Origin of the sequence: Thermoleophilum album (genome assembly GCF_028867705.1) — a bacterium.
Classification (GTDB): Bacteria; Actinomycetota; Thermoleophilia; order Solirubrobacterales; family Thermoleophilaceae; genus Thermoleophilum.
The window spans coordinates 2,002,686-2,028,129 of sequence record NZ_CP066171.1 but is presented as its reverse complement, the minus strand read 5'-3'; the positions used below and the strand labels follow the sequence as shown (position 1 = coordinate 2,028,129).

Genomic DNA, 25,444 nt, shown 5'->3' with positions numbered 1-25,444 from the left:
CGTCGGGCGCCGGCGACGCCCGTCCGCCGTGCCGCCGGCGCCGTAGAATCGCGCTCCATGCGGCGCTTCGAGCCAGTCGAGCCGAGCATCGACCTGCCCCGGCTCGAGGAGCGCGTGCTCGCGCGCTGGCGCGAGCGCGACGTCTTCCGCGAGTCGCTGCGCCGGCGCGCTGGCGCGCCGCGGTTCGTCTTCTACGAAGGCCCGCCGACGGCGAACGGGCGCCCGGGCTCGCACCACGTCCTGTCGCGCGTCTTCAAGGACGTCTTCCCGCGCTACAAGACGATGCGCGGCTTCCTCGTCGAGCGCAAGGCCGGGTGGGACTGCCACGGCCTGCCCGTGGAGCTCGAGATCGAGCGCGAGCTCGGGCTCAACTCGAAACACGAGATCGAGCGTTTCGGCATCGCCGAGTTCAACCGCCGCTGCCGCGAGTCGGTCTTCAAGTACATCGAGGACTGGAACCGTCTGACCGAGCGGATTGGCTTCTGGATCGACCTCGACGACGCCTACGCGACCCTCACCAACGACTACATCGAATCGGTGTGGTGGTCGCTGCGCCAGGTCTGGGACAAGGGACTGCTCTACGAGGGTCACAAGGTCGTTCCCTACTGCCCGCGCTGCGGCACCGCTCTCTCGTCGCACGAGGTGGCGCTCGGTTACCGCGACGTCAGCGACCCGAGCGTGTACGTGCGTTTTCCGCTGCGCGACGAGCGCGGCGCGGCGCTCTTGGCGTGGACGACGACGCCCTGGACCTTGCTCTCGAACGCCGCGCTGGCGGTCAACCCGCAGGTCGAGTACGCCCGCGTGCGCTACCGCGGCGAGGAGCTGATCCTGGCGCGCGAGCTGGTCGAGCGGGTGCTCGGTGACGAGGCGGAAACCGTCGCCACCATGCCAGGCTCGGCCCTCGTCGGGCTGAGCTACGAGCCGCCGTTCGAGTACATCAGCGACTGGGGTCCGAAAGGCCACACCGTTCTGGCCGCCGACTTCGTTACCACCGACGAGGGAACGGGCGTGGTGCACACGGCGGTGGCGTTCGGCGAGGACGACTTCCGCCTTGGCCAAGAGCACGGCCTACCGGTCCACAACCCGGTGCGCGAGGACGGCACTTTCGACGAGCGCGTCGGTCCGTTCGCTGGCAAGTTCGTCAAAGACGCCGACCCCGAAATCATCGCCGCGCTGCGCGAACGCGGGCGCCTCTTGCGCGCCGAAGAGATCGTCCACTCCTACCCGCACTGTTGGCGCTGCGACACGCCGCTCCTCTACTACGCCAAGACGAGCTGGTACGTGCGCACCACCGCGGTGCGCGAGCGCATGCTCGCCGAGAACGAACAGGTGCGCTGGTACCCCGAGCACATCAAGCATGGGCGGTTCGGCAACTGGCTCGCCAACAACATCGACTGGGCGCTCTCACGCGAGCGTTACTGGGGCACACCGCTGCCGATCTGGCGCTGCCGCGAAGGGCACCTGCACTGCGTGGGTTCGGTGGCGGAGCTACGCGAGCTCGCGGGCGCCGTGCCCGACGATCTGCACAAGCCCTACATCGACGAGGTCGTCTTTCCCTGTCGCGAGTGCGGCGGCGAGATGCGCCGCGTGCCCGAGGTGATCGACGCTTGGTGGGACTCGGGCGCGATGCCGTTCTCGCAGTGGCACTACCCGTTCGAGAACCGCGACCGCTTCGACGAGAACTTCCCCGCTGACTACATCAGCGAGGCAATCGACCAGACGCGCGGCTGGTTCTACTCGCTGCTCGCCGTATCAACGCTGCTCTTCGACCGCAGCCCCTACCGCACAGTCGTGTGCCTAGGGCTGATCCTCGACGAGCACGGTCAGAAGATGTCGAAGTCGCGCGGCAACGTCGTCGACCCGTGGGACGTGATCGAGCGCTTCGGCGCCGATGCCTTCCGGTGGTACTACTTCACAGCCAAGCAGCCTTGGGACGGCTACCGCTTCTCGCTCGACACCGTCGGCGAGGCAACGCGCCCGTTCCTGCGCACGCTCTGGAGCACCTACCACTTCTTCGTGCTTTACGCGAACCTCGCCGAGTCGCCCTTGCCGCCGCTCGCCGACGCCGAACTAACGGCGCTCGATCGCTGGGCGCTCTCGCGGCTGGCTGGCCTGTGCGCCCGTGTCATCGAGCGCATGGACGACTACGACACGACCAGCGCCGGCCGCGCGATCGCCGAGTACGTCGACGAGCTCTCCAACTGGTACGTGCGGCTGTCGCGGCGGCGCTTCTGGGATGGCGACGGTGCGGCGCTAGCGACCTTGCACCACTGCCTGGTCGTCTTGTCGAAGCTGCTCGCCCCGTTCACGCCCTTCCTCGCCGACGCGATCTACACCAACCTCGACGGCAGCGAGACTTCGGTGCACCTCTGCGCGTTCCCCGAGCCGGGCGAGCGCGACAGCGAGCTCGAGTGGCAGATGCAGGTGGTACGCGACGCTGTCGAGCTCGGACGGGCGGCGCGCGCCCAGGCGGGCGTGAAGCTGCGCCAGCCGTTGCGCGAGGCAGTGGTGGTTGCGCCGGGCCGCGAGCGCGACGCGATCGCCGCCTTCGAGGAGTTGGTGCGCGAGGAGCTGAACGTGAAGGCGGTGCGCTACGTCGAGGCGGCGGAGGAGCTTGGGCGTGTCCAGTTGAAACCGAACTGGCGGCGGCTCGGGCCGCGTTTCGGCAAGCGCATGCCGAAGCTCGCGCAAGCGCTTGGCGCGATCGACGCAGCTGCTGCCGCACGTGAGCTGCGCGCCGGTCGTGCGATCGCCGTCGACGTCGAAGGCGAACGTGTCGAGCTCGCTGCCGACGACGTGCAGGTGGTGCTCGAACCGCTCGAGGGCTACCAGGTCGAGCGGGCGGGTACGCACGCTGTCGCGCTCGACCTCGAGATCGACGAGGCGCTACGTCGCGAAGGACTTGCCCGCGAGCTCGTGCACGCGATCCAGAACGCCCGCAAGGAGGCCGGCTTGCGGGTCGAGGACAGAATCCGACTGGCCCTCGCCGGCGACCCCGAGCTGCTCGAGGTGGCGCGTGCCTTCGAACAGGAGATCGCGCGCGAAACGCTTGCTCGCGAGGTCACCTACGGCACCGCCGACGGCGTCGTCACGCGCGTCGAAGGGCGCGAACTGCGGATCGCTGTCGAGCGCCTGTAGCGGCGCGCTGGGGGGCGAGGCGGCGACTACGCCCGCAGAGCTGGCTCGAGCTCCTGCGCGATGCGCTGCTTGGGCATCGCGCCGACGATCTGGTGTACCGGCTGACCGGCCTTGAACAGGATTAGCGTCGGGATCGACATGACGCCGTAGCGCGCCGCGGTTTGCGGGTTTTCGTCGACGTTGAGCTTGACGATCTCGATGTCGTCGCGCTCGTTCGCCAACTCCTCGAGGTGCGGGGCGATCACCCGGCACGGACCGCACCAGGGTGCCCAGAAGTCGACAAGCACCGGCTTCGACGCCTCGAGCACATCGACCTGGAAGGTCGCGTCAGTTACGTCCTTGATCGATCCTGCCACTTCGCTGTCTCCTCTCGGACGCTGTCGATGGCCACGATATCGTCGCTGCGCGACCGCGCGACACGCAGGCGGAGAGCGGGTACACGCCACGCTGCCTCGAGCGCGATCGCCATGCTCATCTTCGACTTGCCGCGCTCGCGCTCGCGGAAGGTGATCGGTACCTCGCGCACGCGCATACCGGCGCGCAGCGCGCGGTAGGTGACTTCGATCTGGAAGCCATAGCCGTTGGTGCGCAAGGTCCTCGGTGCTACGACCCCGAACACCCGCCGATGGATGCACTTGAAGCCACCCGTTAGGTCGCGCACGCCGACACCTAGCACCACCTGTGCGTACCAACAGCCGACGCGGCTAATCGCCCGGCGCAGCGGCCCCCAGCGCTCGATCTGTCCGCCGGTGACGTAGCGCGACCCGAGCACGAGGTCGGCTTCGCCCGCTGCGACCGGCGCGACGAGGCGAGGCAGGTCCGCCGGGTCGTGCGAAAAGTCGGCGTCCATCTGCAACAAGAGGTCGGCGCCGCCAGCGAGAGCTTGCTCGAAGCCGGCTACATATGCGGGGCCGATACCCGCTTTGCTGCGACGGTGGAGAACGCGGATGCGCGCGTCGTGTTCAGCGAGCTTGTCGGCGATCCGCCCTGTGCCGTCGGGGGACGCGTCGTCGACCACGAGCAGCGTGACATCGAGGCCGGTTTGCTCCAGCGCGGCGAGGGCGAGCGGTGCGATGCGAGGCAGATTGTCCGCCTCGTTGTAGGTGGGCAGGATCAGCCAGGCCGACGGCACGAGCCCCTACAGTAGCCAGGCCAGCCGCTTCGGCCCCGCGACCTGCGTGCTCCGCAATGCCGACATAGCCGAGATGCTCGAGCGGCTCGCAGCGCTGTACGAGCTCGACGGCGCCGAGCCCTACCGCGTCAATGCCTACCGGCAGGCGGCGGAGTCGGTGCGCCACGCGACGGTGTCGGTAGCCGAGCTCGCACGCTCCGGTCGCGCCACCGAACTGCCTCGCGTCGGTCCGACGATCGCGGGCAAGATCCGTGACTTCGTCGAGTCGGGAACGGTCCCGGCGCTGGAGCGCCTTTTGGCGAAATACCCGCCCGGTCTGCTGGAGGTGATGGCGGTTCCGGGGATCGGCGCGAAACGCGCGCGGCTCCTGTGGGAAACGCTCGGCGTCGCCTCGCTCGAAGATCTCGAGCGTGCCGTCGAGACCGGGCGCATCGCCGAGGTCGCCGGGTTCGGTGGGCGCACCGTCGAGCGTCTGCGGCGAGCGCTCGAGCGGCTCCGCCAACGACCGTTGGCGGAGCGGTCGCGGCTGCTTTTGATCTCGGATGCCTGCGACGCTGCCGAGCGCGTGCTGGCGCTGCTCGCAGAGTGCGACGGCGTCCTCGCCGCCGAGGCGGTCGGCGGTGTGCGGCGGGCGGTCGAAGCGACCGCCGATGTCGATCTGCTCGCTGCCGCAGCGGTGCCGGCAAAGGCGGTCGGCGAGCGGCTTGCGGCGAGCGGCGCCTTCCAGTCGGTGGCGCTGACCGAGGACGGCGACGACGGCGGCGGCGAGACTGCGGGCGTGGCCCGCCTGACCCTTCAGACCCACGACGGCATCGCCGTCGACCTGCGACTGTGCGCGCCCGACGCTTTCGCCGTCGCGCTGCAGCAGCTCACCGGTTCGCAGCGCCACAGCGCGCGTATCCGCGAGCTGGCCAGCGAGCAGGGCATCGAGCTTTCGCCCGCCGGCGCGAGGCGGGCGGGCGCTGCGCTGCGCTGCGCCACCGAGGCGGACGTCTACGCGCTCGTCGGCATGCCGTGGATCCCGCCCGAGCTGCGCGAGGACCGCGGCGAGATCGAGGCTGCACAGGCGGGCTCGCTGCCGGATCTCGTGACGGTCGAGCAGATCCGCGGCGATCTTCACTGCCACACGACGGCTTCCGACGGCCGCGCAGACGCTCGCACGATGGCGCTGGCGGCGCGCGAGCGCGGCTACGAGTACCTGGCGATCACCGACCACTCGGCGAGCCACGGTTTCGGCAACGCGGTCTCGGCGAGCGAGCTCGAGCAGCAGATCGAGCGTGTCGCCGCTCTCGACGCCGAGCTCGAGGGCATCACGCTCCTCTGCGGCAGCGAGATCTCGCTGCGACCCGACGGGTCGCTCGACTACCCCGATGAGCTCGTCGAGCGCCTTGACTGGGTGATCGCGAGCGTTCACACCTCGTTCGCGCTACCCGAGCGCGAGATGACGGCGCGCATCGTCGCCGCGATGGAGAACCCGCTGGTCGATGCGATCGGCCATCCCACCGGCCGCTTGATCGGTCGCCGCGACCCCTACGCCGTCGACGTCGAGGCGCTTGTCGAGGCGGCGGTGAAGACGGGCACGATGCTCGAGATCAACGGCAACCCCGACCGCCGCGACCTGTCGGAGGTGTGGGCACGCCTCGCGGCCGAGGCGGGGGCGATGCTCGTCATCAACTCAGATGCGCACAGCCCCGAGGGGTTCGACGTGATCCGCTACGGCGTCGCCACCGCACGCCGCGGGTGGGTGGGGGCGCAGTCGGTCGCCAACACCCGTCCGCTCGCCGAGCTCAGGCGGCTGCGCAAACGTGCACGTGTCTAGGTGGCGCCGGCTCGGTCGCGCGGCTCAGCCGCGCGCCTTGGCGGCGGGCTCAGCTTCGATCTTGCGCAAGCCCGGCAGGCGCAGCAGGCGCGGTGCGCGCAAGGGCGAGCCGCGCTCGATCCAGAACTCGACACCGTCGCGCTCCTCGATCGCCTGTACGGCGCGCGGCTGGTTGCGCCAGCGCAAGGCGACGAAGAGGGCGTAGCCGGCAGCGACGGCGGGCACCTGCGGGAACCACACGCCCGCCACCGTCGCGACAAGACAAGCGAGCGCGAGAGGCCAGTGGCGGTTTACGAGGATCGCGCCCGGTTCGAGCTCGGGCAGCGTCGCGGTGGTTCGCGCGGCAGCGATGAGGCGCGCGATACCGTCGGTCGGCCGCGGTCGGGCGCCGCGCACGGTCCCCGCGACCGCCGCTGCGACCAGCCAGGCGCTCGCGACGATCGCTGTGGTGGCATCGTCGCTGCGTGCCACGGCGAACATCGCTACTACCGTCAGCGCGGTCGCGGCCGCGCCGAGCAGCAGCACCGAGGCGCGCAAAAAGTCGCGGAAGCGCATCGTCAGTTGTCTGTAGCACGGCCGAGTTGGCGAACGCTCTCGCCGCGCCCGGCGCCGGTGCCGGTACGCGTGCCGGTCTTCACCGGTCGGAGCCTTCCGCCAGCGTGCGCAGAAGGGAGGCGAAGCCGCCGACCCCGTCGACTAGCAGGTCGGCCTCCTCGGCGAGTTCGCTCGGACCTTCGCTCGAGTGCACTCCCACCAGCACAACGTGGTCGAGCGCGCCCCGTTCGTGCAGTGTGCGCAGCGCGCGGAACGCGTCGAGATCGGTGGCGTCGTCGCCGCCGAAGAGCGCCGATCGCACGCCGAAGCGTTCGACGAGTTCGCTGACAGCCCGATCCTTGCCGATCGGCAGCGGCGGGCGCAGTTCAAGCACTTTCCGGCCCCAGTGGGTGGCGAGGCCCGCCTCCTCGGCCTCGGCAGCGAGGCGTTCGAGTTCGCTGCGCGCCCGTTGCGTGTCGGGCGCGGTGCGCCAGTGCAGGGCGACGATCGGTCCCTTGTCCTCGCGCCTGATGCCGAGCAGGCGCAGCGCCGCGCGGTCGACACGGTCGGCGAACCGCCGCACACGCTCCTCCCACTCGCGGAACCCTGGCTGGACACGCACGCCGCGCTCGCCGGGGAGCAACAGCTCGGCCCCGTGCGATCCGGCGTAAACGAGCGAGCCGACTCCGACCAGACGCCGTGCCTCGCTCGCCGGGCGGCCCGACACGCAGGCGACCAGGCGGTAGCGGCGAGCGATCCGCGCCAACAGGCGCGCGGTCTCTTCGCTTACGTGCGCATCCTCGGGACGAGCGACGATCGGCGCGAGCGTGCCGTCGATGTCGCACAGCACGGCGGCCCGCTCCGGCACGGCGACGAGCGGCTCGAGGAGCGACTGCGCCTCGGGAGGTGCGAGCGGCACTCGCCCAAGTATGGCGCCCGGCGCGAGCGCTTTCGCGTCTAGATATCGTCCGCGGCCGGTGACGCCTCGCCGACGCACGCTCCGACTCGCCCTCACGGCAACCGCCGGCGGGGCGTTCAGCGGTCTTTTCGGGATCGGCGGCGGCACGGTCATCGTTCCGCTTCTGATCGTGTGGTTCGGTTACCGCGAACGTGTCGCGACCGGCACGTCGCTGTGCGCGATCGCGATCATCGGTGCGCTCGCCGCTGCGGCGCACGGTTTGCACGGCAACGTCGACGTGAAAGCGGCGGCGCTCGTGGGCGTTCCAGCAGTCGCCGGTGTCGTCGTCGGTGCCGCCTTGCAGCAGCGCCTGCCCGAGCGCGTCGTCGCTGCGATCTTCGCGCTCGTACTAGTGGCGAGCGCGGTGAAACTCGCGCTCGGGTGAGGCCTCGAGGCGCGCGCCGGTGATGCGGGGGCGCTAGGCGGTGGTGGACCGGCAAGCAACGGTGTCCCGGACGCGGCACGGCCGCGGTCGCGGCCACGGGTGGGGGTTGTCGCCGTGAGCGCCGCAGATTTGGTTGCTCTCGCCGCGGTCGGTTTCGCGGCGGGTGTTGCGAGCGGCATGCTGGGTGTCGGGGGCGGCGTGCTGTTCGTACCGGGACTCGTCGCCTTCCTCGACAAAACGCAGCTCGCGGCCGAGGCCACGTCGCTGCTCGCGGTCACCGTGGTGGCCGCGGTCGGCGCCTGGCGTCAGCACGGCTACGGCAACGTGCGCCTGCGCGACGGCATCCTGATCGGCCTGCTTTCACCGATCGGCGTCGTCGCTGGAACCGAGCTCGCAAACGCCGTCTCCGACCGCGCCCTCGCTCTGTCTTTCGCGGCCCTGCAGCTTTACTTCGCGTGGCGGCTTGCGCGACGGGTGCTCGCGCCGGCTTCGCGCGGGAGTTAGCTCCTGTCCCCTTGCGTGTGGCGCGGCTGCCCCCGCGCGGCGACCATCTGCCGGGCGTTCGGGTAGCCGGCTTTGCGATCGCTCGCGTTGCAACGGTTGAGCGCTAAGCGACCGGGCCGCCCATCCAAGCTCCCACCGCCGTATCGAGCTGGTTCAGCCGGTACAGAGCGGCCGCTTCCGCCGACCGGAAGCGCCGGGACGGGAGCTGGTCGGGACCGTGGTGGGCGAGGACACAGTGGAGGAGGGACTGAAAGCGCGCCTCGCGGTCCGCGGCCGGGACGCGAGCGAGCGGCCCGACCGCTGTCCGGTCGGCCGCCAGGGCCGACCAGCGCTCCTCGATCATGCGCTGGCCGAGCGCGAGATGACCGAGCAGCGCCCCCTCGCTCGACAGCGCGATCTCGGCGCCGAGCTCGAACTCGCGCGTCTTGCCCACGTCGTGGAGGAGCGCCGCCGCCAACAGCAGATCGCGGTCGAGCCATGGATGCACTTGGCACAGCTCGTGCGCCAGCGTCGCCACCGCGACCGTGTGCTCGAGCAAGCCGCCCAGATAGGCGTGATGTCCCTCGCGCGTGCACGGCGCGAGACGAAACTGCTCCCGGAACCCCTCGTCGTGCACGAAAAGCTGTACGAGCGGCGCCAGCACCGGGCACGCCAGCTCGGCTGCCAGCGCCTCGAAAAAGCCGTCTAGCTCGTCGAGCTCGCGCGCCGTCGCAGGCAGAAACCGGCGCGGATCGACCGCGCTGCGGTCGGCACGACGGATCGACGCAAGCTCTACCGTCCGCTCGCCACGGAAGCGCTCTACACGTCCCACCACCTCCACCAGGTCACCCTGCTCGAACCCGCTCGCCAACGCGGCCGCATCGCGGAAAGCGCGCGCGGTGATCGTGCCCGAGCTGTCACCGAGCTCTACCGCCAAATACGGCTGCCCGTTGCGAGCGACGAGCAAGTCCTTGCGCGTGCACGCATACACCCCGCTGAACGAGCGGCCCGGCTCGAGCGCCGCAAGCGGCGGATCCGAGCGCATCGACCCCTCGCCGCTCGCTTGGCGGCGCGGCACGCGAGCGCCACCCTGGCCCTCCCTTTCACCGCTCGTTCGCTCGCTCACGGCGAGAAGGGTCGGCGAGCGGGCGGACGGAAGGAGCTCCGCGCGGGCCGCTGGCCGCGTCTCGCACGGGCGGCCGCTGGTGTTGCGTCGGGCCGCCGGCGGTCGGCGGAGCGTCGGACTGCCCGGCGCCGTCGGCTACCGTGAACCTGTGAGCGACGAACTGCGCGTCGACGTTTGGCCTGATCTGCGCCGCCCGACACTGGTTTGCGCCTTCGAAGGTTGGAACGACGCTGGCGACGCCGCCTCCTGTGCCGCCGACTTCATACACCGCCGGCTCGGGGCCAACGAGTTCGCCGAGATCGACCCCGAAAACTTCTACGACTTCACCGCCGTGCGGCCCACCGTCGCGCTCGCAGCCGACGGCCGTCGCAAGCTGTCGTGGCCGCGCAACGTCTTTTCTTTCGCCGAGGTACCCGGCGCCGACGGCGACGTCGTGGTGCTGCGCGGCGTGGAGCCGTCGCTGCGCTGGCGCACCTTCACGCGGCTTGTGCTCGAAGTCGTCGAGCGTCTCGAGGTGCGGCTCGTCGTCTCGCTCGGTTCGCTGCTCGCCGACGTACCGCACACACGCCCGGTCGCGATCACCGGGTTCGCCTCCGACCCGCTGATGCTCGACCGCCTCGGCGTTGCCCGCTCCACCTACGAGGGTCCGACCGGCATCATCGGTGTTCTCCACCACACGCTTGCCCAGGCCGACATCGCCGCGATCAGCTTGTGGGCGTCGACGCCGCACTATGTCGCGGCGACCCCCAACACCAAGGTCGCGCTCGCGCTCGTTCGCGCCTTCGAGGGGGCGGCGAAAGTCGCCGTCGAGGCGTCCGAGCTCGAGCGCGCCGCCGAAGAGTACGAGCGACGCGTCTCGCTTGCCGTCCAGCAAGACCCCGAAGCGCGCGCCTTCGTCGAGCGGCTCGAATCGGCCGCCGACGACGAGCAGCCGCGCCCGCGACGGATCCCGTCGGGCGAAATGATCGCCCGCGATTTCCAGCGCTTTTTGCGCCAGCGCGGCGGAAACCGAAGCGCGGAGGACGAAGAGGAGCGCTAGCGCGGCGCGCGCCTAGCGCGGCGCGCGCACTGCGGTCCCCGCCGGGCGCAGCCGGTGCCTGCGGCTCTCGGTCCGGACCGGCCGCGCCGCCCGACCCGTCTACTCTGCCCGCACGGGCCCTACACCTCGCTCGCCGGGCAGAGGATGCGGTAGTCACACGCCGCGCACAGGTCGGGTGCCGGGCGCGGCTCGAAACGCTGTTCGGCGATGCCCGCGGCAAGCTCCTCGACGCGCGCCACCACCCGCTCGATGTTCGTAGCCGTCGCCGGCACCTCGACCTTCTCGCCGGTCAGCACGTACAGGTAGCTCTGCGCCGCGCACTCAACACCCCACGCCTCGCGTGCCGCGAGCTGGTAGAGCGACAGCTGGATGTCGTCGGCGAGATCGGCGTCGCTGCGCGCCTTGCCGGTCTTGTAGTCGATCAGTTCGAAGCTGCCGTCTGCGCGCCGGTCGACGCGATCGACCCGCCCCCGCACCAGATGGCGGCCGAGACGGAACGCGAAGCCGCGCTCGAACCACAGCGGCTGTGCGCCACCGGCCGCCCGCTCGCTGCCGAAGCGGTCGAAGTAGCGCTCGAGCGCTCGCCGTGCGCGCTCGCGCAAAGCCTGTTCGCGCGGCCCCTGACCGAGCCCTGCTCGCCGCCAGCAAGCCTCGAAAGTGCGCAACAGCGCCGCGCGCGAGCCGTCGCTGTGCAGATGGAAGCGCTCGAGCGTCTGGTGCAGCGCGATACCGAAACGCTGCTGCAGCGTCGGTTCCTGGGGGATGCGAAAGACGCGGGCGAACTTGTAGCGCAACGGACAGAGCCGGTAGGTCTCGAGGTCGGACGCCGACAGCAGCAAACCGTCGCCGCGGCGGGGGATGAAAGGCTCAAGACCGGTGGGCTGCGCTGCCGGTCGCGCGTCGCTGTCACCGTTCGCTGCCGGGGCGTGAGCGTCGGGCGCGCCGCCGGCAAGCAGCGCGTCGACCGACGAGCGCGCTAGCAGCTCGCGCTGGCTTTCCGTCGCTGCGCGCTCGACGATCGCGCTCGACACGGCGAGCACCTCGCGCGGATCCTCGCCGGCGCGGGCGCGCTCCGACACCGCGACCGCCTTGATCAGATCGAGCAGCGCCACCACCGCGCGATCGACGTCGACGTGTGTGTCGAGGCGCATCTCGCCGATCCGTCCGGCGACCTCGGAAACCGTCTCCCCAAGCTTGCTCGCCAGCTCGGCGACGACCAGATCGAGCGGTCCGCGCTCGAGCGGTCCCGTCGCCGCGAGCTCGAGCTCCTCGGCCCCCAGTTCGGCGAGGAGCTCGTCCACCTCGCGGTTACACGCCGCCGCGACCACCACCACCTCGGTCCGTGCCCGCGCAGCCCAGTTCAAAAGCTCGCTGCGCGACGTCGCGTCGCCGGCGAGAGCGATCACGCAACTCACCTCGCGCGACGGCGGACAGGCGCACTCCACCGCCACTGCCGAGCGTGAAACCTCAAGCGCATCATCGCCGAGGGGATCGACGCCGGCACGCGCCGCCACCGACAGCAGCCGCACGAGATCGGCAAGCGACGCGTCGGGGTCGCGGTCGCACAGCCGTGCCGCTGTTTCGACCAGGCGTCCGATGTTGCGCGCACGGGCGGCGTTCTCGCTGTCGCCGGCGAGCGCCGCGCCGCGCAGCATCCCGAGCCGGCGCACGAGCCGCAGCACGAACGCGTCGGGTCGCATCGTCGCCGCCGCGCGTGCCGCGCGTGTGTAGAGATCGTGGAACGCATGGAGACGCTCGCGCCCCTCTGGCGTCAACTGGTCGCTCGTCAGCGCCGCCGCCACGGCGCTCGGCACATCGATCCGTCGCCGTCGCGCCGACTGCGACAGCCGCGCCAGGTCGCGCTGCGCGAGCTCGATCGGGGGTCTCGCCAACGCACGCATCGCCGCCGCAGCGTCGGCAGGGTCGGCGAGCGCGCGCAGCCACGCGATCACGTCGCGCACCTCGGGGCGGCGGAAGAAAGCGCCGCGGCCGCCGCGTTCGGTCGGCAAGTTAAGGCGCTCGAGCGCCAACGCGACGCGCTCGGCGAGCGGCTCCTCGTCGGTGACGACCGCCACCTCGCTCGGTCCGCCGTGCTTGCTCACCGCACGGGCGCACAGCGCCGCCGCGAGCTGTGCCCGCTCGGCGCGATCGCGTGTGCGGGCGACCCGCCAACCCTGGCCGCGCACCGGCGCTCGGCGGCTCTGGCCGAGGTTGACCGGATCGTCGACGACGAACTCTTGCTCGATCTCGCGCGCCCGCAGGGCGGCGTCGCGATCGGCTATCCAGCTCGCATCGGCGACCGCGACCGTCACCGCGCGCGCTTCGCTCGCCAGTGCTGCGACCAGCGTCGCCTCGGCGAGCGAGAGCGCCTCGTAGTCGTCCACGAACAGTGCGCCCAACGCTTGCGCTGCGCCGCGCCGCACGCTCGGCTCGCGCCGCAACAGCTCGACGGCGCGCACGACAGCACCGAGCCGGTCGATCCAGCCGCGTTCGGCCAGCATCCGCTCGTGCAGCTCGTAGGCACGCGCTACCTCGACGGCGCGTGCGGCGGCGGCGCGGGCGCTGTCGTCGCGGGCGCCGCGCAGCGCTGTTTCCGCGCGCGCGCGAGCCTCCTCGGGAAGGAGGAGCTCGCCTTTGAAGCGGTCGATGCCGTCGACCAGGGACGCAGCTAGCTGGGCGGGGTCGGCCATCGGGTCGTGGGCCACCGGTGCGAGCCGGTCGAGGGCGTCGTGCACGAGCAGCACGCGCTCGGCGCGTCCGACGAGCGGAAACGAGGGGTCGATCGCGGCAAGCCGGGCGTGGCGCCGCAAAAGCCGCTCTGCGATTCGCGCCACCGACCAAACCGCGAGCTCGTCGCTCGCCCCGCGCAGCTGCGCCTCGGCGCGGGCACGCACCGCGGCGGCGGCCCGCTCGCTCGCCGTCACGAACGTCGCCGGTTCGCTGCCGGGTTCGGCGAGCGCGGCCAGGAAGCGCTCGACGAGCTCCGTGGTGCGGCCGCTGCCGGGGGGGCCGCCCACCACGCAGGCGCGCGGCAACGCGCCTCCGCGTGCCCCGGTCGCTGCCGCTGCCGACTCTTCGCTTGGGTCGCGAGCGTTCGCCCGCCCCTGGGCGTGTCTCGCCGGCGGGTTCCCACGGTCCGGCGGCGTCCCCAGGCCGATCGCGGCGCGACTGGCGCCGTCCCCAGCCTCGGCCTCGTAAACCATGCGAGCCTAGGATACGGCGGCGATGCCGGCTGGCGAGGACGATTTCGCGCTGCTCGACCTCGCCCGCGCCATGGCCCGGCAGGTGCGCCGCGTCGTCGCGAGCCTCGACACCACCGCTGCACGCGGCGTCGCCCGAGGCCGCGGCGAGGGGGGAGACGTGTCGCTCGCGGTCGACGCGCTCGCTGAGGCGGCGGCCATCGACGTGCTCGAGAAAGCCGCTGTCGCCGCCACTGTCGTCTCCGAAGAACGCGGCGAGGTTGCGGTCGCCGGCGGCGGCGAACTGCGGGTTGTGATCGATCCCGTCGACGGCTCCCTGAATGCCAAGCGCGGCCTGCCCTTCGCCTCGCTGTCGGTCGCCTTCGCGCAGGGATCGCGGCTTCGCGACGTCACCTGCGGCTTCGTCTGCGATCTGGCTAGCGGTGACGAATGGTTCGCCGTGCGAGGCAGGGGCGCTTACCGGCGGCTAGCTGGCGCCGACGCTAGCGCCAGCGACGACCGGCTGCCGTTGGAACGAGTGTTGCCGGCCTCCCGGCAGCTAGAGGTGCTCGCACTCGAGTGCACGGCGCCGCGCCTCATCGCCGCCCACGCGGGGGCGATCGAAGCCTCGGGCGCCGAGCGCGTGCGCGTCCTCGGCGGTGCGGCCGAGGCGATGTGTCTGGTGGCTGAGGGACGGGTCGACGCCCTCGTTGCGTTGCGTCCGCTGCGCGTCGTCGATTTTGCGGCAGCGCGTGTTGTCGTGGAGGAGGCGGGCGGCAGTGTTTGGCTAGGTGGCGAGGGCGGCAAGGCTCGGCTCGCGATAGCGTCACGGCTCGAGCTCGTGGCCGCACGCGACGCGGGTACCGCCAAGCGTCTCGCGGAGCTCTTTTTCGGCGCTGAACGCCCCGCGGCGCGCTGCTAGCGCTTGCGACCGAAGTCGACGGTGTAGGTAACGCCAGGGGCCGAGGGGCGCCCCGGCACCCCGGTCGCGATCCCGATCCCGGCTTCGCGGAAACGGGGCGAGAGCAGGTTCGCGCGGTGCGGCGGGCTGTTCATCCACATCCGCAACGTGGCGGCCGGTGTCGCCAGCGAACTCATGCCCCAAGCGATGTTCTCGCCGACGATCCAGCTGCGGGCACCGCGTAGGTAGCCGCTGCGCACGATCCGGGCGAGGAATGTGAGGCCGCCCGGCGCGGTGTGCGAGAAGTAGCCGCGCCTCACCATGTCACGGGAGTGCGCTGCCGCCGCCCGTGACAGCCGGCGCGACAGTCGCAAGGGGCGCAGCCCGCGACGGGCGCGCACACGGTTTATCGCGCACAGCGTCGCCCGCACGAACGCCCGCCGCGTGCGCGCCTGGATCTGGCGCCGCGTGTCGTCGAACAAACTTGCCACCGACGCCGTCGCCGCTGCACGTGCGCAGCTAGAGCTGCGCTGCGGTTTCGTCGCCGCTCCGGCGCGATCGATCGGGCCGGCGAGCGCTGCGAGCAGGAGCACGACGAGCAGCGCAAGCGCGGCGCCGCCAGCGGCGCGACGCCGAGTCACGGCGTTGTCGCGGCCGAGCGCTTCGCTGTATGTCGCAGCGCGGGCGGGGGGCACGCCCGGGAAATCGGCGCTGCGCCCGGTGTCGCTTGATCAGCCAAACGTCCAAATGGACAGATGTACGTAGCCGCACCGCCGACGGCTGTTCGACCGCCCCTCGACGGATGTTGGAGACGCGCAGTCGAGCGCGCACCGGTCGCTCGGGCCAGGCTGGGCGCTCGGGCCGGGCTAAGACACCGCTGTCCGCGGCGCAGGACCTACGTAGGCAAGGAAAGCTGCTCGCCCGGCGCTGCCTCGGGTACCGGATAGACAAGCCTGCCCCCCACGACACGCGCCCTATGGTCGAGGACGTGTCTTTCGGTGCTGCCGTCAGGCAACAGGTGCACGACCGTCACGCCGCGCCCCGCAAGGGCGTCGGCCACCATCCGGCGGTGGCAGCGGCGCCAGTCGCTCTCGGCGCACATCACTGTCACCCGTCGCGTGCGCGCGAGAGCTAAGAGCCGGGCCAGACCCGAGGCGAACTCGGGGCTTTGCATGTGGTCGGCGTAGCCGCGGAAGGCGCGCTCGCGAAGGGCGGTGTTCGGGCTCTCGGCGAGCGGCTCGCGAAAACCGCCCAGTTCGGGCAGATGGACATAACCGATCCCGGCGCGGCACTCGAGCTCCCGCGCGAGCTCGCCTCGCGCGAAGTGCGGGAAGCGCGAACGGGGGCGCGAGCGCACGTCCGCCACGAGCTCGACTCCGGCTCGCTGCAACAGCTCGACGAAACGTTCGAGCGGGTGGCGCGAGTGGCCGATCGTGAAGATCGCTTGCGCGCCGCCCCGGCTGCACGCCTCGGCGTTGCCGGCCGTGCACGGTTGCACACGGCGAGTATCGCGCCTCCGTGCGAGCGGCTCACCCGCGAGAAGTTGCGTGCGACAAAACTACTTAGATCTAATAAACTTCCGAATCGACTACCTCACGAGGTGATAATAGATGGCCGAGAACACGAACGCAACGACCGCCACCCAACAACCGCCCGCCGACGCGACCGCTAGCACCAGCGAGCGCAGCCAGCGCGAGCGCACCACCGCCAGCCCGCGCCGGACGACGCGCGCGCGGCGTACCACGGCGACGCGCGCCCAGGGCACCCGTGCGCGTCGCACGACGCGACGCACCACCGCGTCGAGGTCCAACAGCCGCGCCCGCAGCGCGACCACCAGCGACGGCGCGCGCGGTCCCGTGGCCGTCCTGCGCTCCGTCACCGAGCAAGCCGAGCGCGCGGTGCTGATCCCGGTGGGCGCGGTGCTCGAGGTGCGCGACGCCGCTGTCGAAGCGGTGCGTCCGCTGGCTAGCGATCCGCAGTCGGAGCTGCAGCAGCTCGAGCAGCAGGTGCGCGCGAACCTGCGCCGTTTCGAGCGCCGTGGTACGACTGCCCGCAACCGTCTCCAGCGCCAGGTCAAGCGTGTCCGCACGCAGATCGAGCGCCAGCTGCGTCAGCGCCGGCGCAGCGCCGAGCGCACCTTGCGCCGCAACCGCCGCGAGCTCGAGCGGCAGGTGACGCGCACCCGTCGCGAGCTGCGCAGCTTCGCGTCGCGGCTGAGCGATCAGGTTGCCAGCCTGATCTAAGCCGGTCTCCGCGAAACAGAACACCCTCCTCCTCCCTCCCGGTGCGGCGCCTCGTCGAGGCGCCGCACCCGTTCTGCGACAATGTCGCCGTGCCGACCCGCGCACAGGTTGTCGACGCGCTGCGCGCAGTTATCGATCCCGAGCTCCGTCGTGACATCGTCACGCTCGGGATGGTGCGGTCGATCGAGATCGCAGACGACGGACGCGTGAGCGTCGTCGTCGCGCTCACCACGCCCGGCTGTCCGATCCGCTCGCACTTCGAGCGCTCGGTGCGCGAGGTCGTCGCCGCTCTCGACGGGGTGCGCGAGGTCGTGGTCGGTTTCGACGTTCTGACGCCGGAGGAGAAACAACGCCTCCAGCAGCAGCTCGGGCGGCCGCAGGGCTTGCCCGACGGTACGCTGGCGCGCGTCGGCAACGTCATCTGCGTGGCGTCGGGCAAGGGGGGCGTGGGCAAGTCGACGCTCACCGCGAACCTCGCCGCGGCGCTCTTCGCCGAGGGGCACCGCACCGCCGCGCTCGACGCTGACGTGTGGGGGTACTCGATCCCGCGCATGCTCGGCGTTCACGGGCGGCCACGCGTCTCGGCAGAGCGCAAGATCGTGCCGCTCGTCGCGCACGGGGGCGTGCGCGTGATCTCGATCGAGTTTTTCCTCTCCGAGCGCGACCAGGCGATCACCTGGCGCGGCCCGATGCTGCACAAGGCTTTGCGGCAGTTCCTGGAGGACGTCGACTGGGGCGAGCTCGACTACCTGTTGATCGACCTACCGCCGGGTACCGGCGATGTCTCGATGACGCTGGCCCAGCTTCTGCCGCAGGCGCATTTCGTGATCGTCACGACCCCCCAGCCGGCAGCGCAGAGCGTCGCGAAGCGCGCCGCCGAGCTGGCGCGCCGCTACGGGCTCGGGATCGCCGGCGTGATCGAGAACATGTCGGCGTTCATCGCGCCCGACGGCTCGCGCCACGCGATCTTCGGCAGCGGCGGCGGCGAGGAACTCGCCGACGAGCTCGATGTACCGCTACTGGCGTCGGTCCCGCTGCAGCCCGAGCTGCGTTCGTGTGCCGACGAAGGGCAGCCGCTCGTGCTTGTCGATCCCGACGCTCCCGCCTCGCAAGCGATCCGCCAGGCCGCGCGCGGCCTCATCGCCGAACTGCCACCCAGGCCGATTCTGACCGCACAACCTGCCGAGAGCGGCATCACCGGAACGCCCCTGCCGATGGCCCACTGAGCGAGGTCGGCGGGCTTGCTGCTCGTCACCGGCGCAACGGGAGCGATCGGGCGCGCGCTCGTAACGCGGCTTGTGGCGCACGACGCGCCCGTGCGCTGCCTCGTGCGCGACGCACGCGCGCTGGGTGACCTTCGCGTGCGCGTGCAGCTCTCGCTCGGTGACCTAGCCGAGCCGCGCTTGCCACGCGGAGCGTTGCGCGGCGTCGACACGGTCGTGCACCTCGCCTGCGCGCGCCGCGACCAGCGCGAGGCGACCATCGAAGAGGTGATCGTGGGCGGTACGGCTCGTCTCGTCGCCGCGGCGCGTGCTGCCGGGGTCGAGCGTTTCGTCTACCGCTCCTGGCTCGGCGCCGAACCTTGGGCGCCGGCGCGTGTCTTGCGCGCCCACGCCGCTGCCGAGCGGATTGTGCGCTCGTCCGGTCTCGACGCGACGATCGTACGACCGTCGCTGGTCATCGCTCGCGACGACCGGCTCGGCGCGATGCTGCGATGGTGCGTTGACGAGCTCGGTTTCGTTCCGCTTCCCGGGCGCGGCGGAGCGCCGTCGCGCCCGATCTGGTCCGACGATGTCGCTGCCTGCCTGGCGCGGATCGTGCTCGCGAGCGGGCCTAGCGCGACGGCGCCGGCCGGCAAAGGCGAGTCGAGCGAGCGGCGCACGCCGACGGCCCGGCCGCGGACCGACGGCCGCGACCGGGTGGAGGTGCTCGAGCTGTGTGGACCGGAGCTCCTCACCCAGCGGCAACTCCTCGCCGCCATCCTTCGCGCGCAGGGTGTTCGGCGACCGGTCGTCCCCCTGCCCTGGTCGCTCGTCCGTCGCGCCGGCGCGCTGGTCGAGGCGCTCGGGCGAGGCGAGGCGCCGACCCTCGCCGAACTCGAGCTTCTCCGCAGCCCGAGCGTGTGCGCTCGCGGCGACGTCGCTGTCCGAGCGCTCGGGGTCGAACCGGTGCCGGTCGCCCTGGCGCTAAGTTGAGCTCGGCACAGTGCTCTGGCTGTCGCGCAAGAAGCTCGTGCTTCCTGCGCCCGAGGAGGCGCTACCCGGTCGCTCGCAAGCGATCGTCCGGCCGGGCGTGCACGCCGTTCTCGGCACGCCGCTCGGCGGGCCGTTTCCCGAGCAGTGCGAGCGCGCACTGTTCGGTATGGGCTGTTTTTGGGGCGCCGAGCGGCTTTTCTGGCAGCTCCCCGGCGTTTACACGACCGCTGTCGGCTACTCCGGTGGCTACACGCCCAATCCCACCTACGAGGAGGTGTGCAGCGGCCTTACCGGACACGCCGAGGTCGTGCTGGTCGTGTTCGATCCCTCGCGCATCGCCTACGGCGAGTTGCTGCGCGTGTTCTTCGAAGGGCACGACCCGACACAGGGCATGCGCCAGGGCAACGACATCGGCACGCAGTACCGCTCGGTGATCTACTACACGACCGACGAGCAGCGGCGCCTCGCCGAAAGCGCGCGCGACGCCTACCAGCGCGAGCTCGCGACCGCGGGGTACGGGGCGATCACGACCGAGATAGCACCGGCCGGGCCCTTCTACTACGCGGAGGACTACCACCAGCAGTACCTGGCCAAGAACCCCGGCGGGTATTGCGGGCTCGGCGGTACCGGTGTCCGCTGTCCTTCGCCGACCGCTTCTTGAAAAGCAGCGGGCCCGGCCGTGCGGCCGGGCCCGCGAAGAGCGCTAGGCGTGGGTGCGCGGACTAGAAGTCCATCCCGCCGCCGCCGGGCATGCCAGCCCCGGACTGCTCCTTCTCCGGGATCTCGGCGACGATCGCCTCGGTGGTGAGGATGTTCTTGGCGATCGAGGCGGCGTTCTGGAGCGCCGAGCGCGTCACCATCGCCGGGTCGATCACGCCCGCCTGGACGAGGTCGACGAGCTCGCCGGTCTCGGCGTTGAGACCGTAGTTGACGCCCTTCGACTCCGCCTCGCGGACGTCGTTGACCACCACCGAGCCCTCGAGCCCGGCGTTCTCGGAGATCTGGCGCAGCGGCTCCTCGAGCGCCCGATAGACGATCTGCGCACCGGTGCGCTCGTCGCCCTCGAACTTGTCGAGGTCAATCGCCTTCTGCGAGCGCAGAAGGGCAACGCCGCCGCCGGGCACGATGCCCTCTTCGAGCGCCGCGCGGGTCGCCTGCAGCGCGTCCTCGACGCGGTGCTTCTTCTCCTTCATCTCGGTCTCGGTGGCAGCACCAACCTTCACGACCGCCACGCCACCAGCGAGCTTCGCCAGCCGCTCCTGGAGCTTCTCGCGGTCGAAGTCGGAGTCGGTGTTCTCGATCTCCGTCTTGATCTGGTTGATGCGACCCTTGATCTGCTCCGGATCGCCAGCGCCGTCGACGATCGTCGTCGTGTCCTTGGTGACCACCACGCGGCGGGCCCGGCCAAGCTGCGAGAGCTGGGTGTTCTCGAGCTTGAGGCCCATCTCCTCGGTGATCACCTCGCCGCCGGTGAGGATCGCGATGTCCTCGAGCATCCGCTTGCGGCGATCACCGAAGCCCGGCGCCTTCACCGCGCAGGCCTGGAAGGTGCCGCGGAGCTTGTTGACGACGAGCGTCGCCAGCGACTCGCCCTCGACATCCTCGGCGATCACCAGGAGCGGCTTGCCCGCCTGGATCACCTGCTCCAGCACCGGGAGCAGGTCGCGGACCGCGCCGATCTTCTGGTTAGCGATGAGGATGTAGGGCTCCTCCAGGACGCACTCCATGCGGTCCTGGTCGGTGACGAAGTAGGGCGAGATGTAGCCCTTGTCGAACTGCATGCCCTCGGTGAACTCGAGGTCCATGCCGAGGGTCTGGCCCTCCTCGACGTTGACGACGCCGTCCTTGCCGACCTTCTCGATCGCGTCGGCGATGACGTCGCCGATCTCGTCGTCACCGGCCGAGATCGCCGCGACGCGGGCGATCTGCTCCTTGCCCTCGACCTCGGTCGCCATCTCCTTGATGCGCTCGACGACCTGGTCGACGGCGCGCTCGATGCCGCGCTTTAGCGCGATCGGATTGGCGCCGGCGGCGACGTTCTTGAGGCCGTCGCGGACCATCCGCTGCGCAAGCACGGTCGCCGTCGTGGTGCCGTCGCCGGCGACGTCGTTGGTGGCGGTGGCGACCTCGCGCACGAGCTGCGCACCCTGGTTTACGAACGGGTCCTCGACCTCGATCTCGCGCGCGATCGTCACACCGTCGTTGGTGATCGTCGGCGAGCCGAACTTCTTGTCGAGGACGACGTAGCGTCCCTTCGGCCCGAGCGTCACCTTGACAGCGTTGGCGACGGTGTCGACGCCTTGCTCGAGGGCCTGCCGGGCCTCGTGGTCGAACTTCAGCTCCTTGTGTGCCATCGGAAACCCCTCCTTTGGAAGTCGTTAGCCCTCGACCTTGGCGAGCACGTCCGACTCCCGCAGCACGAGGAGCTCCTCGCCGTCGACCTTGATCTCGGTGCCGCCGTACTTGGAGTAGAGGATCTCGTCGCCCTCCGCGATGTCGAGCGGGATGCGACGCTCACCGTCCTCGTCCCAGCGGCCCTCGCCGACGGCAAGAACCTTGCCGCGCTGCGGCTTCTCCTTGGCGGTGTCCGGAAGGACGATGCCGCTCGGGGTCTTCTCCTCCTCCTCGATCGGCCGCACGATCAGCCGATCACCGAGAGGCTTCAACTTCATGGGCAGAACCTCCGTTCCGCTGTCGAAGACTGCCTGCACTACTGGCACTCGCTACGAATGAGTGCCACGCTCGGCACTCTAACACGGAGAGTGCCAAGCGTCAGCAAAAATTGGGGCCCCGGTAACAGTTCCTTCACCGGGGTCGAGAAGCGGCGGGGTGCGTGCAAGTGCACGCGGGCGCCGCTCGTTTACCGCGCTAGTTCTGCGCCGGCGCCGACGGCCGCATCCGCTCGGTCAGTTCCGAGGGGCGGTCGACGATCTGCGAGAAGCGCACGACTGTGACGATGTCGTCGTGCGAGATCTTGCGCCCGTAGATCTGTTCGAGGAAGTGAACCGTCTCCTCGAGGCGACGGAACTCGGGGTTGTCGTGCTCAATATCCCGGGGCGAGAGGTCGCGCACGCGCTTGACCTCGACGGAGTCGATCACGGCCTCGAAGATCCGCTCGCGCGGGGAGTGCTGGTAGCCGACCGTCACCATCACGACCGTCCCCTTGCGGTACTTCTGGCTTTTATCGCCGAGCCGGATCGTCGCCGTCTTGCGCCCGCGTCGCAGCTGGTCGATGAAGACCGGCGAGTAGAAATTGAGCACGTACACGCGCGGCAGCCTACCGCCCGCACGGCTCCTGCGGCCACTGCCGTGCCACCAACTCGCGGGCGCGCGCGGCGATCTTGCGCTCGCCGGGATAGGACAAACGCTCGGGCGCCTCGTCGAGCGGTAGCCACTGCGCACCGAGGACCTCGCTGCGGTCGTAGTCGCGCAGCGCGCCCGACCGGTAGCGACAGAGGAAAAACACGACTCGTTTCGACACCTTGCGCCCGCCGCGCGTATACCAGTAGCGCGTGTCGCCGATCTCCTCGAGCGGCTCGACGCTGAGTCCCGTTTCTTCGCGCACCTCGCGCACCGCCGCCTCGAGTGGCGTCTCGCCCGGCTCGACGTGGCCCTTGGGCAGGGCCAGGACCCCGGCGCGCGGCTCGACCGCACAGATGAAAGGTCGACCGCGGAAGTGGCGGACGACAACACCGCCGGCCGAGAACTCATCGCAGTCGCTGTGGGTGCGGGTCATCGTCGCTCGCTTCCATCGGCCACGGGCCTTGCCGGGATGCCCCGACGATCAGGATCCTTACTACGGCATTTACGCGATGTAGGCACGCAGCCGCTCAGGTGTGTGGACGATCACGCGCCCTCGCCGCAGCGTTACGACGCCGTCACGGGCGAGCGACTGCAGGAAGCGACTGGCGCTTTCGCGTGTCGTGCCGGCCAGTCCGGCGATTTCGGCTTGCGTGGCGAGCACCTCGACGTCGCGGTCGGGAGCGCCCTCTCGCTGCCGCGCAGTCACTTGCGCGAGCAGCGTCGCCGCAACGCGACCGGGGACGGTCTGGAAAGACTGCTGCACGAGGCGATCGGTGGTGGCGCTGACGCGCTCCGCCATCGCCGCGAGCATGCGCATCGCGATCGACGTATCGGCACGGATCAGCCGCTCGACGTCGCCAGCGAGCAAGGCGAGCGCCGTCGTTGGCTCAAGCGTCTCGGCGGTCGCGGAGCGCCGCTCGCCACGGAACAGCGCGAGTTCGCCGAAAACCTGGCCGCGCCGCAGCTCGGCGATCGCCAGCGCGCGGCCGTGACGGTGGCGGGTGAGCAGCACCGCACCCGAACGCACGACGTAGCAGGTGTCGCCGCTGTCGCCCTCGCGGAAAATCACCTCGCCGCGCTCCCAGCTGCGCGGGACGGCCACCGCTGCGAGCTCGCGCAGCTGTCCCTCGTCGAGCGCCGCGAAGTAGAAGGTGCCGCGGAGGAGCTCCGCTGCCTCCTCGGGCGCGACTGTGAGCGATTTGCGCGTCGGCTCCACCAGGTGGCTCCTCCCTCGGCTCGAAGCCCGACCCTAGCGACCGTGCGAGCGGTCGCTGCGCGCTAGGGGGCGTGCTCGGCGGCGGGAGCGAGTGTCGCGAAAAGAGCCGGGTCGTTGGTGATCACGCCGTCCACTCCGAGCTCGGCGAAGCGGACGATCTCGGCGGCGCTGTCGACAGTCCACACGTACAGCTCACCACCCGCAGCTCGCACGCTCTCGACCAGGCGTCGGCCGACGAGCAGGCGGTGCACCATCAGGGCGTGACAGAGACCCGCCGCGAGCGCACGCGCCGCTCGCGCCGGCAGGCGGCGGCGCCACCACTGGACCACGGCGTAGGCGGGTACTGCCAGCACCGTCTTCGTGTAGTCGCGGCGCACGCGCGGTACCGAGAGGCCGCGCCGCGCACCCGGAGCCGCTGCGGCAAGCGCGCGCAACGACTCCGGCCAGGTGCTCGAGAAGAGCGTGCGCTCTAGCAACCCCCGCTCGCGGACAGCCGCCAAGACCTCGCGTTCATAGCCAGGCAACTTGAGGTCGACGTCGAGCTCGATCCCTGCGTAGCGAGCGTCGGCCAGGTGGTCGAGCGCGGCGTCGAGCGTCAGCGGCTCGCGAGCGGCCAGGTCGTGCGCGTCGTGGGCGAGGACGAGACGGCCACGTCGATCGCGAAGGACGTCGAACTCGATCATGTCGACACCGAGCGCGAGCGCCGCCTCGAAACTCGCGATCGTGTTGCCGGGGGCTGCGTGCGCGGCGGCACCCTTGTGCCCGACCCGTTTGAACGCCGTGCTCATCGTCTTCTCGACAATGAAGTCGGCTGCTCGGTGCGTTTCCTTCCGCGCGTGTCTGCCGTCGCGGCACCTTCGGTCGGGAGCGCGGCGGAGTGGAGCGCGTAGCCAGGTACGGGCTCAGCGCCGGCGGTGGCTGCGTACGCGGGACGTGCGTCGCGGCGCTGGCAGCGCGGACACCAGTAGATCGTGCGTCCCTGCTCGCTGCTTCGGCGCGCGGAAATGGCCGTTCCGCACACCCGGCACGGACGGCCAGCGCGGCCGTACACCTGCACCGGGCGGGGCCTGGTACTGCCGGTCGCGACAGCCGCGAGCATCAGCTCGCGCGCGCGGCCGACGAGGGTTCGTAGGTCATCGCGTGTCAATGCGCCGATCGGTGTGAAGGGATCGATCCCGCTAGCGAAGCAAGCCTCGGACCGCCAGATGTTGCCGATCCCTGAAAGCGCCCGCTGGTCGAGCAAAGCGTCGGCGATTGCGAGCCGACGGTCGAGCGCCGCCAGCCTTACGACCGCAGCCTCCAGGTCGAAATCGGCGGCGAGGATGTCGGGACCGAGCCCGACACGCGCCAGCGCGAGCGCAGCACCGGCGCTGGAGCGCAGCTCGAGCACCGGACCGCCGTACTGACGCACTGCGTGCGTGTCGGTGAGCAGTTCGAGCCACAACCGGCTGGTCGTCTCTCGCCGCCGGCCTGTGCTCGGCCCCGTGCGTGCGCCAGCGTCAGCAGCGACGCGCTCCGTCACCACCCAGCTCCCGCTCATCCGCAGATGCGAGTGCAGCACGAGACCGCCTTCGAACTCGACGAGCAGGTGCTTACCGTGGCTGTGCACACCGGTGCAGCGACGGCCGACGAGCGTGCGCACCGAGCGCAGCGAGGGGTCGCGCGCCCGCGGAGCGCGCGCGTCGACCACCTCGCGACCGGCCAAGACGCGCGCGATACGGCTAGCCGCAAGGCGGATCGTGTCGCCCTCGGGCATGGACCGATGGTAGGGAGTCGACCGCCGCCCCCGCTGC

26 protein-coding genes are annotated in these 25,444 nt (G+C 70.8%); 10 read left to right on the top strand and 16 right to left on the bottom strand.

From position 1 onward, the window contains the following. Positions 1-57: 57 nt before the first annotated feature. Positions 58-3,138, top strand: coding sequence for an isoleucine--tRNA ligase (ileS, locus tag JDY09_RS09470; RefSeq protein WP_274716684.1), 3,081 nt, complete (start codon positions 58-60; stop codon positions 3,136-3,138). Between the two features lie 26 nt (positions 3,139-3,164). On the opposite strand, the gene trxA is transcribed toward ileS, so the two are convergent. Together trxA and JDY09_RS09460 are read right to left on the bottom strand one after the other, a co-directional pair. Continuing rightward, positions 3,165-3,494: a thioredoxin gene (trxA, locus tag JDY09_RS09465; RefSeq protein WP_342455258.1), complete on the bottom strand. Its 330-nt coding sequence runs from the start codon at positions 3,492-3,494 to the stop codon at positions 3,165-3,167. After that, the gene (locus tag JDY09_RS09460; protein ID WP_274716683.1) at positions 3,470-4,270 is read right to left on the bottom strand and encodes a polyprenol monophosphomannose synthase; all 801 of its coding nucleotides are present in this window, start codon (positions 4,268-4,270) and stop codon (positions 3,470-3,472) included. The genes trxA and JDY09_RS09460 overlap by 25 nt, the downstream gene beginning before the upstream one ends. 46 nt (positions 4,271-4,316) lie before the next feature. Between JDY09_RS09460 and polX the strand changes: the two genes are divergently transcribed. Further along, positions 4,317-6,089, top strand: a complete 1,773-nt coding sequence (polX, locus tag JDY09_RS09455) for a DNA polymerase/3'-5' exonuclease PolX (protein ID WP_274718009.1) — start codon at positions 4,317-4,319, stop codon at positions 6,087-6,089. 24 nt (positions 6,090-6,113) lie between these two features. Here the strand turns inward: polX and JDY09_RS09450 are convergent, their stop codons facing one another. Next, complete coding sequence (locus JDY09_RS09450) at positions 6,114-6,644, bottom strand: hypothetical protein (protein WP_274716682.1); 531 nt, start codon at positions 6,642-6,644, stop codon at positions 6,114-6,116. A 79-nt stretch (positions 6,645-6,723) separates the two neighbouring features. After that, positions 6,724-7,542, bottom strand: coding sequence for a trehalose-phosphatase (gene otsB, locus JDY09_RS09445; protein ID WP_274716681.1), 819 nt, complete (start codon positions 7,540-7,542; stop codon positions 6,724-6,726). A 58-nt stretch (positions 7,543-7,600) separates the two neighbouring features. Here otsB and JDY09_RS09440 point away from each other — a divergent pair, with 58 nt between their 5' ends. After that, complete coding sequence (locus tag JDY09_RS09440) at positions 7,601-7,966, top strand: sulfite exporter TauE/SafE family protein (RefSeq protein WP_274716680.1); 366 nt, start codon at positions 7,601-7,603, stop codon at positions 7,964-7,966. A 114-nt stretch (positions 7,967-8,080) separates the two neighbouring features. Next, positions 8,081-8,470, top strand: coding sequence for a TSUP family transporter (locus JDY09_RS09435; protein ID WP_274716679.1), 390 nt, complete (start codon positions 8,081-8,083; stop codon positions 8,468-8,470). 103 nt (positions 8,471-8,573) lie between these two features. Here JDY09_RS09435 and JDY09_RS09430 read toward each other — a convergent pair whose 3' ends face one another. Continuing rightward, positions 8,574-9,575, bottom strand: a complete 1,002-nt coding sequence (locus JDY09_RS09430; protein ID WP_274716678.1) for an HDIG domain-containing metalloprotein — start codon at positions 9,573-9,575, stop codon at positions 8,574-8,576. Between the two features lie 148 nt (positions 9,576-9,723). Here JDY09_RS09430 and JDY09_RS09425 point away from each other — a divergent pair, with 148 nt between their 5' ends. Continuing rightward, positions 9,724-10,614 (top strand): PAC2 family protein, encoded by an 891-nt coding sequence (locus tag JDY09_RS09425; RefSeq protein WP_274716677.1) that lies wholly within the window; start codon positions 9,724-9,726, stop codon positions 10,612-10,614. 119 nt (positions 10,615-10,733) lie between these two features. On the opposite strand, the gene JDY09_RS09420 is transcribed toward JDY09_RS09425, so the two are convergent. Continuing rightward, positions 10,734-13,817 (bottom strand): PD-(D/E)XK nuclease family protein, encoded by a 3,084-nt coding sequence (locus JDY09_RS09420; protein ID WP_274716676.1) that lies wholly within the window; start codon positions 13,815-13,817, stop codon positions 10,734-10,736. Between the two features lie 22 nt (positions 13,818-13,839). Between JDY09_RS09420 and JDY09_RS09415 the strand changes: the two genes are divergently transcribed. Beyond that, on the top strand, positions 13,840-14,715 hold the full coding sequence (locus tag JDY09_RS09415; RefSeq protein ID WP_274716675.1) for an inositol monophosphatase family protein: 876 nt from the start codon (positions 13,840-13,842) through the stop codon (positions 14,713-14,715). Here the strand turns inward: JDY09_RS09415 and JDY09_RS09410 are convergent. The 3 genes from JDY09_RS09410 to JDY09_RS09400 all read right to left on the bottom strand — a co-directional run bounded on the left by JDY09_RS09410 (position 14,712) and on the right by JDY09_RS09400 (position 16,573). Beyond that, complete coding sequence (locus JDY09_RS09410) at positions 14,712-15,389, bottom strand: CAP domain-containing protein (protein WP_274716674.1); 678 nt, start codon at positions 15,387-15,389, stop codon at positions 14,712-14,714. The genes JDY09_RS09415 and JDY09_RS09410 overlap by 4 nt on opposite strands. Before the next feature lie 200 nt (positions 15,390-15,589). Beyond that, positions 15,590-16,192, bottom strand: coding sequence for a DUF488 family protein (locus JDY09_RS09405; RefSeq protein ID WP_274716673.1), 603 nt, complete (start codon positions 16,190-16,192; stop codon positions 15,590-15,592). Between the two features lie 90 nt (positions 16,193-16,282). Further along, positions 16,283-16,573, bottom strand: coding sequence for a hypothetical protein (locus JDY09_RS09400; RefSeq protein ID WP_274716672.1), 291 nt, complete (start codon positions 16,571-16,573; stop codon positions 16,283-16,285). Between JDY09_RS09400 and JDY09_RS09395 the strand changes: the two genes are divergently transcribed. The 4 genes from JDY09_RS09395 (at position 16,551) to msrA (ending at position 19,793) form a co-directional block, all read left to right on the top strand. Beyond that, on the top strand, positions 16,551-16,937 hold the full coding sequence (locus JDY09_RS09395) for a hypothetical protein (RefSeq protein WP_274716671.1): 387 nt from the start codon (positions 16,551-16,553) through the stop codon (positions 16,935-16,937). The two genes, JDY09_RS09400 and JDY09_RS09395, sit on opposite strands and share 23 nt — an antisense overlap. Positions 16,938-17,026: 89 nt before the next feature. After that, a complete protein-coding gene (locus JDY09_RS09390) occupies positions 17,027-18,163 on the top strand; it encodes an Mrp/NBP35 family ATP-binding protein (protein WP_274716670.1) in 1,137 nt (378 codons plus the stop codon). Between the two features lie 15 nt (positions 18,164-18,178). After that, the gene (locus JDY09_RS09385; RefSeq protein ID WP_274716669.1) at positions 18,179-19,132 is read left to right on the top strand and encodes an NAD(P)H-binding protein; all 954 of its coding nucleotides are present in this window, start codon (positions 18,179-18,181) and stop codon (positions 19,130-19,132) included. 10 nt (positions 19,133-19,142) lie between these two features. Next, positions 19,143-19,793 carry a peptide-methionine (S)-S-oxide reductase MsrA gene (gene msrA, locus JDY09_RS09380; RefSeq protein ID WP_274716668.1) on the top strand — a complete coding sequence of 217 codons (651 nt, stop codon included), beginning with the start codon at positions 19,143-19,145 and terminating at the stop codon, positions 19,791-19,793. A gap of 61 nt (positions 19,794-19,854) precedes the next feature. Here msrA and groL read toward each other — a convergent pair whose 3' ends face one another. From groL to JDY09_RS09345, 7 genes are all read right to left on the bottom strand, one after another. Beyond that, positions 19,855-21,486, bottom strand: a complete 1,632-nt coding sequence (gene groL, locus JDY09_RS09375; protein WP_274716667.1) for a chaperonin GroEL — start codon at positions 21,484-21,486, stop codon at positions 19,855-19,857. A 24-nt stretch (positions 21,487-21,510) separates the two neighbouring features. Next, positions 21,511-21,804: a co-chaperone GroES gene (gene groES, locus JDY09_RS09370; protein WP_274716666.1), complete on the bottom strand. Its 294-nt coding sequence runs from the start codon at positions 21,802-21,804 to the stop codon at positions 21,511-21,513. Positions 21,805-22,000: 196 nt separating this feature from the next. Beyond that, positions 22,001-22,399, bottom strand: coding sequence for an ASCH domain-containing protein (locus JDY09_RS09365; protein ID WP_274716665.1), 399 nt, complete (start codon positions 22,397-22,399; stop codon positions 22,001-22,003). Between the two features lie 10 nt (positions 22,400-22,409). Continuing rightward, a complete protein-coding gene (locus JDY09_RS09360; RefSeq protein ID WP_274716664.1) occupies positions 22,410-22,868 on the bottom strand; it encodes an NUDIX hydrolase in 459 nt (152 codons plus the stop codon). A 69-nt stretch (positions 22,869-22,937) separates the two neighbouring features. Continuing rightward, entirely contained in the window at positions 22,938-23,651 is a 714-nt protein-coding gene (locus JDY09_RS09355; protein WP_274716663.1) for a Crp/Fnr family transcriptional regulator, read from the bottom strand. Between the two features lie 62 nt (positions 23,652-23,713). Further along, complete coding sequence (locus tag JDY09_RS09350) at positions 23,714-24,439, bottom strand: glycerophosphodiester phosphodiesterase (protein ID WP_274716662.1); 726 nt, start codon at positions 24,437-24,439, stop codon at positions 23,714-23,716. Further along, positions 24,436-25,407, bottom strand: coding sequence for an Fpg/Nei family DNA glycosylase (locus tag JDY09_RS09345; RefSeq protein WP_274716661.1), 972 nt, complete (start codon positions 25,405-25,407; stop codon positions 24,436-24,438). Before JDY09_RS09345 ends, JDY09_RS09350 begins: the two co-directional genes overlap by 4 nt. Positions 25,408-25,444 lie beyond the last annotated feature (37 nt).